General features: G+C 62.5%; 10 protein-coding genes. 3 read left to right on the top strand and 7 right to left on the bottom strand.

All coding sequences use genetic code 11. From position 1 onward, the window contains the following. Window positions 1-28: 28 nt before the first annotated feature. From J0H39_02075 to J0H39_02065, 3 genes are read right to left on the bottom strand one after another with little or no spacing between them, the layout of a single operon-like run. The gene (locus J0H39_02075; protein MBN9495515.1) at window positions 29-2,251 is read right to left on the bottom strand and encodes a hypothetical protein; all 2,223 of its coding nucleotides are present in this window, start codon (window positions 2,249-2,251) and stop codon (window positions 29-31) included. 37 nt (window positions 2,252-2,288) lie between these two features. Further along, window positions 2,289-4,082: an O-antigen ligase family protein gene (locus J0H39_02070; protein ID MBN9495514.1), complete on the bottom strand. Its 1,794-nt coding sequence runs from the start codon at window positions 4,080-4,082 to the stop codon at window positions 2,289-2,291. Next, window positions 4,070-4,762: an alpha/beta hydrolase gene (locus tag J0H39_02065; protein ID MBN9495513.1), complete on the bottom strand. Its 693-nt coding sequence runs from the start codon at window positions 4,760-4,762 to the stop codon at window positions 4,070-4,072. Before J0H39_02065 ends, J0H39_02070 begins: the two co-directional genes overlap by 13 nt. A gap of 642 nt (window positions 4,763-5,404) precedes the next feature. On the opposite strand from J0H39_02065, the gene J0H39_02060 reads away from it, so the two are divergent. The 3 genes from J0H39_02060 to J0H39_02050 all read left to right on the top strand — a co-directional run bounded on the left by J0H39_02060 (window position 5,405) and on the right by J0H39_02050 (window position 10,915). Further along, entirely contained in the window at window positions 5,405-8,281 is a 2,877-nt protein-coding gene (locus J0H39_02060) for an autotransporter domain-containing protein (GenBank protein MBN9495512.1), read from the top strand. A gap of 79 nt (window positions 8,282-8,360) precedes the next feature. Continuing rightward, window positions 8,361-10,241, top strand: a complete 1,881-nt coding sequence (locus tag J0H39_02055; GenBank protein ID MBN9495511.1) for a tetratricopeptide repeat protein — start codon at window positions 8,361-8,363, stop codon at window positions 10,239-10,241. A 71-nt stretch (window positions 10,242-10,312) separates the two neighbouring features. After that, entirely contained in the window at window positions 10,313-10,915 is a 603-nt protein-coding gene (locus J0H39_02050; GenBank protein ID MBN9495510.1) for an invasion associated locus B family protein, read from the top strand. 34 nt (window positions 10,916-10,949) lie between these two features. Here J0H39_02050 and J0H39_02045 read toward each other — a convergent pair whose 3' ends face one another. From J0H39_02045 to J0H39_02030, 4 genes are read right to left on the bottom strand one after another with little or no spacing between them, the layout of a single operon-like run. Beyond that, entirely contained in the window at window positions 10,950-11,399 is a 450-nt protein-coding gene (locus tag J0H39_02045; protein ID MBN9495509.1) for a GNAT family N-acetyltransferase, read from the bottom strand. A gap of 4 nt (window positions 11,400-11,403) precedes the next feature. Continuing rightward, window positions 11,404-11,787 (bottom strand): DUF971 domain-containing protein, encoded by a 384-nt coding sequence (locus tag J0H39_02040; protein MBN9495508.1) that lies wholly within the window; start codon window positions 11,785-11,787, stop codon window positions 11,404-11,406. A 12-nt stretch (window positions 11,788-11,799) separates the two neighbouring features. Beyond that, window positions 11,800-11,988 carry a Trm112 family protein gene (locus tag J0H39_02035; protein MBN9495507.1) on the bottom strand — a complete coding sequence of 63 codons (189 nt, stop codon included), beginning with the start codon at window positions 11,986-11,988 and terminating at the stop codon, window positions 11,800-11,802. Between the two features lie 46 nt (window positions 11,989-12,034). Then, window positions 12,035-12,700, bottom strand: a complete 666-nt coding sequence (locus tag J0H39_02030) for an LON peptidase substrate-binding domain-containing protein (GenBank protein MBN9495506.1) — start codon at window positions 12,698-12,700, stop codon at window positions 12,035-12,037. Window position 12,701 lies beyond the last annotated feature (1 nt).

Raw genomic sequence — 12,701 nt, 5'->3', positions numbered from 1 at the left:
CGATTCACGATGCGGATCACTTTGTCCTCTATCTTGCGGGCGGACGGTCCGTCAATGGCGCAAAGCTCCGCGCCGGAAGGCCCGCGCGCAAATGGAAAACGAACTGCGCGCGCCAACACGGATCGGCGGCTTTTGCCGCGGCGCCCCGGCGCACCGCCAGGATACGCAGACCGCACGACGGCGAATCCGCCAAGGTCGCGGTCACGGCGGACGCGACGGTCCCCGCCGCGGCCGTTTCGTAGACGCTCGCGAAAATCGGCGCGGCGGGATGACCGCTCGCCAACAGATATTCGAAGAACTTGCGCGTGGCGTTCGCCAGGGCGCCGTCGGCGTCCGCGCGCAGATGGCATCGGATCGCTTCGCGCAAGCCGATCGCCGCGGCGGTGTCGCGCGGCGTCAAAAACCGCGCCAACGCCGCCGGATCGGCGACGAGCGCCGTCGCGATGGCGCGATAGCGCGCGCGTTCGGAAGCGCCCGATCCCCCGAGCGGCGCCGCGATCGCGAAATCGCGCGCGCGCAACGCAGCACCGGTATCCGCAACGCCGGTTGGACAATCGAGTTGCGGTGCCGGCCTGGCGCGCGTCAACGCTTCGCCAAGGTCGAGATCGTTGTTCGGGCGCGGTCGCGCAAATTTCGCGTCCGGCCCAAGATCGGCGTAGGCGAAGCCGGGAAACGACGCGGTGGGAGCCAATCCGCCCCAATTGCCGCCGGCATAGGACGTGCGCAGATTGTAGCTGGCAGCGCCTTTGACGATCAGCGCCGCGATCCCGCCGCCATTGGTCCCGGCCTGTGCCAGTTGATCGGCGCCGAATTCGTCGACACCGCCAAGATCGGCCAACACACCGATACCGTTGTCGATCGCCACGCCCTGCGCGACGGCGGTCTCCACCCGATACGTGTCATTTCCCGCGCGATCGACCAGCAGCCCGATTCCGCCGTGGATCCCCGCACCTTGCGCGTAGCGCGCAGCGGTGTAGGCGTCGGCGCCCGATTCGTCGATCAAAACGCCAAAGCCGAGCGCGTAGCCCATCCCTTGGGCGAACTGCTCGGCGACGTAGATGTCGTCGCCGGCCAAATCGTTGAGGATCGCCAATCCGCCGCCGGCCCGGCCCCTTATGCCGAAGCCGGCCCCTTGCGCCATGCTGATTCCGCCGCCGCGCCCATAGGCGTCGGCGACGCCGCCGGCGGTGTAGCGATCATTTCCGCCCAACTCGATCAGCGCCGCGATGCCGCCGGCCGTCGCGGCGGCTTGTGCGAAATCGCCGGCCGCATAGGCGTCGTCGCCCAAACCGCCGACCAGGAACGCGGCGCCGGCGAATGCGGCGGCCTGGCCGAAGAACCCGGCGGCGAATCGATTGTTACCTCCCGAATCGAACAACATCGCCCGACCGAAAATCGCCGCGGCTTGGCCGCCGGCGGTCGCGTCGTATCGATCGTCGCCGCCGAAATCGAGCATCAGCGAAACGCCGCCAACCGTTGCGCCGCGCTCGTCGTATCGGTCGTTGCCGGCCAAATCGGCGATCCCACGCACGCGCCCCGGCAACACCGACGTCAGCTGATATCGATCGTCGCCCGCCGGGTCGAAGACGAAGCTTATGTCGTCCTCGGGCACGTGGATGTCGTTGCCGAAAGACCCGAGCAATATCGTCCCTTGGCGTGTGACGATGCTTCGCGGTCGGGCGAATTCGGCCGAAAAGTCGCAGTCGCGGACCGCCCGGAAGTGTCGCGCCAATGTCGCGTCGGCTTCGCCCAATCGCCGGATCTCCGCTGTCGATGGTGCTGGCGTGTCGCGGGCCGCGTCGAACAGCGCGTCGGCTTCCACGTCACGGGCCAAGTAGTCGCCCGCGACCCGGACGAAGTCGGACGGCAGCCGCGCGCCGAAGGTCGATGCCAGCGGGATGGCAATGTCGAGCCAGGCTTCAATCGCGGCGACGATCGCGGCCGTCGTGCAGCGTGCCGGGTCGGCATCCGACCGCATCGTCGCGAATCCCGACCAAAAAACGACCGAAAGCCCGTGCGATTCGAGCGTGGTTTGCGCCAGCGCGCGCGGCCGCGCGATCGCCGTCAGTGGGTCGCGCAAGGTCGTGACAATGTCGGACCGTACCGCCGCCGGCGATTCGTCGCGCGCCGTCACGAACGCGTCGTAGGGGACGCCCAACAGCCAGCCGGCTTCGCGCTTTATGGCGCGCGCATCGACATCGAGTTCGAGATCGATCGGGATCGGCGGCGCGGCGCAGCTCGATAACGCCAAACAAAGCATCGATCCGCGCAGGAGCTTGCGCGCGCAATCAAACACGATCGAAGCCAAGTTGAATTTGCACCGGCAAGCGACGGCGATGGCCGGCCGCGATTTCCGCAGACGCAGCATCCGCCATGCCGGCCAGCAGCGCTTGGAACGCTTCGACGCCGTTCTGGCGCGTCAAACCGCGCGCGATTTCGATCCGCCGCGCGGCCTCTTGCGGATCGCCGCGTTTTAGTTTCAGCGCCGCCGCGAGAATCCAAAAGTCCTGGATGCGGGACGCGTTTGCAGTCAGCCAGTCGGCAAGATGCTCGGCCTCGACGTCGTCGGCAGGATCGGCGCCGAAATTGACGAGGTATTGAAGCCGCGCGCTCAAGACCAACAGGCTCGAGTTCCGTGGCCGATCGGAAGCTCGATATTCGGCATCGAGCGCCGCGCGTTCCGGGACGAAGCCCGGCTCTAGTTCGGCGCGTCGCACGATCGCGACGAAAGACCACGCTTTCGCGGCCGGATCGCCGAACGCGAAAAGGCGCGCGCGCTGGGCGAGCGCCATCCCCCCGGCCGGATCGGTGGCGATCGTGGCCAAACTCCGACCCAACAGATGTTGGCCATAGGCGAGGACGGCGAACCAAACGACGAGCGGGACGAGCAAGATCGGTGCGGCGCTCGCGAGTCCTTTGGGCGGTGCGTCCGGCGCCATCGGCACGAGAAACGCCAGCAACAGCGCCGTTAGAATTTGGGAGTGCGGCAGCTGCAGCGGAAATCCCGTCATCGCGAGGATGGCGCAGCCCGCCACGCCTGCAGCGGCGGCGGCGAATTCGAGCCTGTTCTCGGGTGCGAAAGATCGTTGCATCTGCCGGATGAACATGCTTGCAAATGCGACGAGCAGGACGACGCCGAGCGCGCCCAGCGTCAGAACGAACTGCAGCGCTTCGTTGTGGAGCGCGCCCGCCCGGATGCTTTTGCGGTCGAGCAAGACGACCGGCGCCGCATCCGGCGGCAGGTTCCGCAAATGCCGTTCCTGGTAAAGCGGATAAAGCGCGTCGAACGCGCCGAGGCCGATCCCCAATATCGGGCGGTCGGCGAGCATCGCGGCGCCGTTGGTCCAAAGTTGCATGCGGCTGTCGAAGGATTGGTGCAAATGACGTCCGTCGACGACGATCAATCCGATTGCGAGGGCGCCGATAATCGCCGCGATCGGAAGGCCTTTACGTAACGCCACGGGCGCAAAAGCGAAGGCGAATACGCAGACGATCATTCCCGCCGCCACCGCGCCCGCGCGGCTCGGAAGCCATATGATCGTTGCCGCAAGGGCGACGATCGTCACAGCCACGAATACGTATCGCGCGCCGCGCCGCTGTTCGCGCCCTGCGGCGAGCGCTACGAACGGGGCGCTGAGAACGAGCGTTTCGGAAAGAAAATTCGGATTGCCGATACCGCCCCACGCGCCGACGCCGAAACTCCACGCGGTCAGCACCGCCGCGACGCAAAGCGCCACGATCCGGGCGAGCGCCGCGCGTGCGCGCGACGTCAGCGCGCGCGCGCACAAAAAGACAAGCGTCGCGACGATTGCGTGCCCGAGCGACGCGATACCGGCGACCGGCTCGGCGGACCATGCCAGCGAAAGTGCCGCGCCGCAGATCAGCGCGTATGTCGCGAGCGTTAGGCCGTCGCGGCGCGGATCAAGGCCGCGCCCGCCGGTTGCGGCAACGAGACACGCGGCGAAAACCCCGCAGGCGATCCAACGGACATGATGAGGCTCGTAGGCGACAGGATCGATCGCAAGCAACGCGAATACGAGTGCGATCGTGCCGAAGACCGCGGTCGCGTTCAGTTGCGGCATTGCGGCCGACGCGCGGTCAGGCTCGGCCAAATATCGACCCAAGGCTCGACATGGGTGGCGCCGTCGACGATCTGCATCGTCGCGCATGCCTGATTGGGCAGTGCCGACATGAAACTGCGTGCGATCGTCGGCGGCACGATAGGATCGCGCGCGCCGGCGTAATGAATCTGCGGGATCGCCGCGATTTCACGCGCGACGTCGCGCGGATTGAGCGAGCCAGTCAGAGGTTGAAGATTGAACGTCGATGTATGCAGGCGATGGTCAAGATTGCCCGCGACCGTCACGATCGTCGTGATGTCGCGGCGGCGCGCGGCGAGGAGAATCGCGACCGCGCCACCGCCGGAATATCCGACGAGGTGAATTGTCCGCGCGGGGCGTCGACGAAGTTCGGCGTCGAGCACTGATTCGACGGACTGGATGATCTCGTCGGCATAACGCGCTGTCGTCCAGTAGCGTGTCGCGCACGGCGTGCGCGCGATGTTGGGGCTGAATTGGCAAGGCCGCCCGATGTAAAGAACACGCGTGCGTCGATCGGCGAGCGCCAACTTCAGCCCCAGGGGATTAAGTGGCGTCGGATCGTCCGACGCAAGATAAGGCGTGGCGAATGCATAGCCATCGCCTTCAAAATAGACGGCAAGCTCCGCGCCAGCGCCTGACTTTACGAATGCGACAGTCGGCAAACGCCCTTCGGGCGGTAAACGCGTGAACCCGGCACTCCGCGATTGGGTATCGGCCGATTCAATTCTTTCGACCGGCGTGGGCGTTGCGCATCCAGATACCGAAAATATGCACAAAATGCAGCAAAGCCGCCAAAACCTGCTGATGTCTAGATAATTTTCCATTGCCATTTCTTACCGGCGGATTTGCGGCCTAACCTTAGTCTATCGAGTTTGCGATAAGACACGAGAGAGGACCAGAGGTCAGATTTAATCCGCACCGCCTCCTGATAACTAACTATTATTATTGCGATTTGTACATTTTGTAACGAAACTAGACGTTAATTGAAAATCAACTATCAGTATGTCGTTGAAAAGCGGTGCATGCGGAGTGAGACGCGATACGATATGACTTCTTCAATCTTCATAGTGCTGAGGATTTAGGCACTTTTCTAGATCAAACAATTGATCCTGTTATATTTTATTAGATGTTGCACATCTGCCACGACGGCGACGATTCTCGCGTTCTCCAATCTGGCCGCGAAATTTCTGTTGCGACTGACATAACGTCTCTTCTATACATCTCATAGTTTCGTGATACGCGTTCGTTCGACGCGTACGTGATCCAGCCATAAACGGTCGAAATTCCTGAATAGGGATAAAAAAATGCAAATGCGGAGTCTGAGAGTCGGAGCGTCGGTTCTCGCGATTATGGCTGCGACGGTGTCCGTCGCGGGTGCGCAGACGACAACATCGAACTCGTCCAATCTTGGAACCGTAAGCGGCGGCGTCGCTGCCCCGGCATTTAACCTGAACAGCGCCAACACGGTGTTCACCAATTCTGGCGCGGTCTATGCGTCGGGTACGGCCGTGACCACCTCGACCGGAGCGGCTTCGACGACCAGCATCGTGAATACAGGCACCTTGTCGACGCCGACTTCGGCCGCGACGGTGATCACGACTTCGACGACCGGCGGCGTCGTCCACTTTGCGACGTCGGGCGCCTTGATTAACTCTGGTTCGATCATCGCATCTGGTTCGGCTGTAACGACGGTCAGCGGCACCACGGTGGCAATCACGAACGCCTCGGGCGGCGTGATCCGTGGTTCGTCTGCACAAGGCGGCACCGACGCGGCCGTTTATTTCGGCGGCAGTGGCTCGCTGAGCAATGCCGGTACGATCCAGGCTTCTGGCACTGCGGTAAGCGTACAGGGCACCGGTAACGTGGCAATCGCCAATACCGGAACGATTTCGTCGGCGACGAACGGTTCCGCGACCAACGCGATCCTCGTCAACACGACCGGCACCTTCACGCTGTCGCAATCGAGCGGCACGATCACGAATACGGGCGCCGGCGCTACGATCGATGTGGCGTCGAACACGGCTTCGGGCTCGTCGATCGCGCTGTCGGGTGGCGTGATTTCCAACACCGGCACCGGTGCGGCGATCAATACGGCGGCCGGTTCGAGTTTGGCGATTTCCATCTCCGGCGGCACGATTACCGCTGCAGCTCCGACTGCGGCGACTGTCGTTCTCGGCGGCGCCGGAGTGCGTTTGAGCATGTCCGGTGGTACGATTTCGGCGACTGACGGTATTGCGATTTTGAATACCGGAGGTACGGTCAGCATTTCCGGCGGTTCGGTGACGGCGGCTGGTACCAACAAAGCCGGTATCAGCGGCGCCGGCGGTACGATCAATGTGGCGGGCGGCACGGTGACCGGTACCGGTACGGCGGGCGCCATCAACTTCGCCAGCGGCACGAACGTGTTGAACTGGTCGGGCGGTACACTGACGAACGGTATCACCAGCGGTGGCGGTACCAATACCGTCAATATCACCGGCGCCGTTACGGCGACCGGAACGCAATGGGGTGGTTCCTACACCACGTCGATTTCCAGCGCGGGTACGCTGACGCTGGCAAACGGTGCGACGTTCTCGCCAGCGGGTGCGGGCATCACGAACGCGGGCACCGTCGCGTTGACTGGTGCGGCTGCAACCTTCGGTACGACGGGCCAGACCATCACCAATACCGGCACGATCAGCGTTGGCTCGGGGTCGGTCTTGACGGTCGCGGGTACGTTGTCCGGGGCGAACGGCACTTTGGCGATCTCGGTCGCCTCGCCGACGACGGCCGGTACGACGTTCGGTCAGGTCAATTTCAACAACGTGACGACCAACGCCTCGGCGATGGGCACGATCCGTGTCGTTCTGCCGACCAACAATCCGGCGGCGGCGGTGGGCACGTATACGAACATCGTCACCAACGCCAACGCGGGCACCGGAACGCCGACGGTCACCAGTTCGGTTTCGGGCTACTCGGTGACGGCGACGGCCTTGGCCGGCGGCAATATCAGCATTACCGTCGGCGCATTTAACGTATCGGCGGTGACTACGACCGGCGGTTCCATATCGACGACGCAGCAATCTACGGTGACTAGCTTGCTGGGTACCGGCGCGGTGCAGAACAGCACGGCTGACTCGATCCGCTCTGCGGTCGTTAGCAACGGCTCGATCAATACGCCTCTGCTCGAAACTGTTGCCCCGTCGACCGCGCGTTCGGCTGAATCTTCGACGTCGACGGCGACCAATGTCGTCAATGTCGTGGCCACACCGGTTCAGACCCGCTTGGCGGCAATTCGCCTTGGGGACGCTACCAACATGGCGTCCGCCGGCGAGTCGGCGGCGGGTATGGCCACATCCGGTGATGCAGCGCGCGGTCGTTATGTGTGGATTCAAGCGCTCGGTGGTACCGGCGATCAGGACGCTCGAGCCAACTCGCTTGGTTACAAGTCGGACTTCTATGGTTCCGCCGTGGGCGCCGATATGCGGGTTGGAACGGCGGCTATTGTCGGCGCTTCGTTCGCCTATGGCCGTGCGACGACCGACCAGAAGGGTTTGGCGACGACCGGCAACCGGACTAAGTCTGACACTTACACCGGCATGTTGTATGGGTCGTACTCGTTCGGTGCGCCGTTTGTTGAGGGCAACCTCGGTTATGCCCGGATGAACTTTACGGCTGACCGTAACGTGGCCGGCGCGGGCGCCAGCCGTGGCGAGTACGACGGTAATGTTTTCTTCGGACGTGCGGCGGTCGGTTATCTTCTGCCGTTGGCCTCCAACTTCTCGTTCACGCCGAGCTTGGGCGCCGATGCGGTGCGTATTACGACGGAAAGCTATACGGAGTCGACGGGCGCCCGCGGCACCTTCGGTTCGACCTCCGGCAACGTGTTCCGAGTTGGTCCGTCGGCGCGGTTGAACCACTCATACGCCTACAGCTCGGATATGCGTCTGTTGAGCGAGTTGCGCGCTGGTTACACTTATCGCTTGAACAACACGGCGATTGATCAAGCAGTCAGCCCCTTCCAGGGTGCGACGACTTACACCGCGCCGGGCGTGAAGCCGGCTCGTGGTGAGACGACGGTTGGTGGGAGCCTGAGCTTGGCGAACTCCAAGGATCTTTCGGTTGGCGCCGGTTACGATTTAACGCTGCGCGACCAGTATGTTGGTCACACGTTCACCGGTCGGGTGCGCTTGCCCTTCTAAGCGCTATACGTAAGGACGAAATGAAGTGGGGCCGAAAGGCCCCACTTTCCTTTTTCGCCGCTGCGATATGACGTCCTAAATGGCCGGCCTTGCGGAACAAGATCTGACCAATGCCATCGCGGCCCATCGGGCGGGTAATATCGCGGCCGCCGTCGCCGGGTATCGCACGGTATTGGCGCGACAGCCGCAAAGTTTCGATGCGATCCACCTCTATGCGGTCGCGTTAAGTCAGCTCGGCGATTATGCCGAATCTGACCGTTATTTCGCGATTGCGGTCGAAGCGCAGCCCGATGATCCGACCTTACGCTACAACCTTGGGCAAGCCTTTTTGAAACGCGACAGTTATTCGGCCGCCGCCGACCAGTTCGCGCGAGCCGTCGATCTGTCACCCAACTACGCGGATGCCTGGAACGCCCTGGGTTACGCGACCGGCAAATTGGGCCTGTATATCAATGCCGCTACGGCCCTAAAACGGGCGATCGACGCGAACCCAACCCTTGCGGAAGCCTATATCAATCTGGCGGATGTTGCGTTATCCGCAAAAAATTCGGCGGAAGCCGACATCATTCTCACCCAAGGCGTTCGGCGTTGCCCCGTTAACGCCATCCTGAATTATCGACTCGCTCTACGGTATCTAGAAACGAGCAATTTGGAACTGGCGCTCGCACGTTTCGACGCGGCCCTCGTCGCGGCCCCTGGGCATGCCGAAGCCCATGCGGCCCGCGGGGTCGTCTTGCATCGCCTAGGCGATTTGCAGGCCGCGCTCGATGCCTATAACCAGGCGATTGCGCTCCAACCTGACCTGCCCCTCGCACATTCCAATCTCTCCGTCCTCTTGAACGATCTGGGCCGACCCGCCGAATCCGTCGCGCACGCCAATCGCGCGATCGCGGCAAAACCGGACTACGCGGAAGCCTATTCGAACCTCGGTAATGCGTTGAAGGATCAAGGACGGTTTGAAGAGGCGCTCTCGGCGTATACGCGCGCCCTCGAAATTCAGCCCACATTCGTCCAGGGACAGCTCAATCGCGCGATCGTCCTCATGACACTCGGACGCCACCGTGAGGGATGGCAGGCCTATGAATCGCGATGGGATCTGGCGGATCCGCGAATCCGAAATCCGAAATTCAATGTCCCTCGTTGGACGGGGCAACAAGATATTGTGGGTAAAACCATAATCGTCTGGTGGGAACAGGGTCTCGGCGACACGCTCCAATTTTCTCTCTATATCGACCTGTTGAAGCAGGCTGGCGCACGCGTTGTGATGCTGGTCCAAAAGTCGTTGCGGGATTTTTTGGCCGCCAATCTTTCCGCCGATGCGGTTTTGGACGACGCCGCCGATTTCGGGGTGGCGGACTTCCATATTCCGTTAATGAGCCTGCCAGCTGCGCTTAATCACGATATCGAAGATATCCCGGCGCTCCGCACGCCATACCGTCCCCGGCCGGAGAAAGTGGAGATTTGGCGATCGCGCTTGAATGTGCGAAATCAGCCCGTCATTGGGATCGCTTGGAGCGGAAACCCGAACCGCGACGCGAATACGCGCAGATCCGTGCCGCTGGAAGGCATCTTGGCCGCAATCCCGCCCGGGCTACGCGTTGTGGCGCTCCAGACCGAGATTTCGTCGGCCGACCGCCTCCAAATCGCTGAAACGTCCCGAATCGAGTTGTACGACCAATTTCTGACGGATTTCGACGAAACCGCCGCGCTCAGCGCGAATATCGACCTCGTAATTTCCGTCGATACAAGCGTCGCGCATCTCGCCGGTCTGCTCGGCAAGGAGACATGGCTCCTTCTCGAACGCGTACCGGCGTGGCGTTGGTTCGTCGACCGAACCGACACGCCTTGGTATCCCGCCACAAGGCTGTTCCGCCAAGAACAGCTAAACGATTGGCGCGGGCTGCTAAAAGACGTCGAAAAGTCTCTGCGCGAACGACGCTGGCGATCCCCGACCCAATAGCCCAATATTTCGAGAGCCTGCGCAGCGCGAGTCGCCGGTATCAAATCGCGCGATCTAAAGGGGAAACACCGATGCCATTTCGCCAGACCTTCATCGATCGCCAAGGCACGACTCACCCCCTAAAATCGCGTCTGCTCAAGTTTGCGACGATAGCGATCGCCGTCGCGATGCCGGTCTTCGGTGCACTCGCCCAAAACCAACGTACGGCGCCGATTCCGCCGCCACCGCCCGCCGCGCAACCGCGCGATGGGGCGGTATTCCAAGATTGGATTACACGCTGCGAGCGGATCGAATTACAAGGGCGCGCGCAGGAGCGCTGCTACCTCTCCCAGACCCAAACGACGCAGGAAGGGCAACGCATCATTCAGCTCAATATCGGCTATATCGGACCGAATAGAGAGCTGGCGGGCGTCGTATTTCTGCCGCTTGGGATTTATCTGCCAGCCGGTGCCGCGTATCGCATCGATCAAGGCCCTCAAGTGGCAATTCAGATCGAAAGCTGTATTCCGGAAGGCTGCCGCGCCGCCTTCCTGATCGATGACACGGCGATGCGCGCCTTGCGCGCGGCTCCGGCGATCCATTTTGGTTTCCTGTCGGAACCCAACGGCAAGTCTTTGCTTTTGTCGGCTTCGCTCCGCGGCTTCTCGCAAGGTATCGCGACACTTAAGCCCTAACGCGATACGGACGAAGTCCCGGCGGAACAAACGCCTAAAGATTCTTCTGATAGCGATAGAAGACTTCGTCGCGTTTCCAGCCCGCGCGCTCATAGACCGATTGCGCGGTCGTGTTGGTCCGTGCTGTGAACAGATCGACGCGCGCCGCGCCGGTTGCGCGCGCGTGTTCATCGACCTTCGCCATCAACGCCGCGCCCACGCCCGCTTTGCGCGCCGACGGATCGACGAAAATATCGTTGAGCAGCCAGAGCGGCTTCATCACGCCCGACGAAAACGTGCGCGACATAATCGCGAAGCCGACCGCCTTGCCGTCGATGCGCGCGAAAAAGCCGGTGTAGTCGCCCGCCTGGAAGCGCGCGGTCATATAGGCGCGGCTTTCCTCGGGCAACGGCTCGCGCTTGTAGAAAACGCGATAGCCCAGGAACAGCGGCAGCAATTCCTCGATATCGCCGACACCGATATCGCTAAAGGTGATTTCGGTCATCGCGTCACTTCTTGGCCGCTTTGGGATCGCGGCTCAGACCCTTGGCGTCGAGGGCGGCGAGATAGGCCGCCATCAACGCATCGAAGTTTTCGCCCAGCTCGCGCAGATAATCCCAAGAATAGATTCCCGAATCGTGCAGATCGTCGAACACGATGCGGATCGCGTAATTGCCGACGGCCTCAAGCTCCATGATGCCAACATGCATGCGGCCGGGAACGATCTGTTTCTGGTTGGGCCCGTGGCCCATCACTTCGGCCGACGGCGATTCGACGCGCAGCAATTCGGCGGGCAGCGCGAAGCTTTTGCCGTCGTCGTAGTCGATTTCCAGGACCTTCTCCGCCTTCTTCAGGCGGATCTCGACCGGGTGATGCTTGAGGCCGAAGGACATCGCGCGCGGGGCTTAAGCGGCGTCGAGACGGCGCGCCTCGTCCACCAGCATGATCGGAATGCCGTCGCGGATCGGGAAGGCGAGGCCCGCCCCTTCGCTGATCAGTTCGGCGCGGTCGCGGTCGTAGCGCAGCGGACCCTTGGTCACCGGGCAGACCAGAATTTCGAGCAGCTTGGGATCGACGGCGGTCGCATCGCTCATGATCGCGTTCCTTTCCCGCCTGTTGTGGCGCGCCCCTGCTTGCGCGTCAATGCTTCAAGCCGCCGGGCTCGGTGCCGGAGGTTCGCGCCTCGACGATGCCGATCATCGCCTTGGCGCGTTCGGCCAGGCCCGCACTTTCCAGCAGCGTCTGTTTTTCTTCCGGCGTGAACGGGCACAGCATGGCGATGGTGTTCACCAGCCGCTCGTCGGGGGCCGATTCGATCGTGCCCCAATCGCCTTGCAAACCCTCGGCGGCGAAATAGGCTTTGAGACCCGCGATCAACCGTTTGCGGTCGAACAGCTTTTCGCCGGGCTCGACGAAATCGCCTTCGTAGCCGGCGAAATCGGCGCGCACCCGGCGATAGCCGCGCATCGTCGCGATCTCGTCGGCGATTTTGAAGCGCACGATCCCATTCAGCGAGATGAGGTAGCGCCCGTCTTCGGTTTCCGACCACGACGCGATGCGCCCCGCACAACCGATCGGATAGACGGCTTGCGTCGACGCGCGCGTTTCCTTGGTCAGCGGCTGGACCATGCCGATGAGCTTGTCTTGGCTCGCCAGCGCGTCGTCGATCATCGCGAGATAGCGCGGCTCGAAGATGTTCAGCGGCAACTTGCCGCGCGGCAGCAGCAACGCGCCTTGCAGCGGAAAAATCGGCACCGTGGCGGGCAAATCCGCGAAGCCGAGCCTGCCGGGCGGGCGGGCGCCCATG

It is taken from the genome of Alphaproteobacteria bacterium (genome assembly GCA_017308135.1).
Taxonomy (GTDB): Bacteria; Pseudomonadota; Alphaproteobacteria; order CACIAM-22H2; family CACIAM-22H2; genus Tagaea.
Note: the sequence above shows the minus strand (reverse complement) of the source record. Positions and strands in the feature narration are given on the sequence as shown.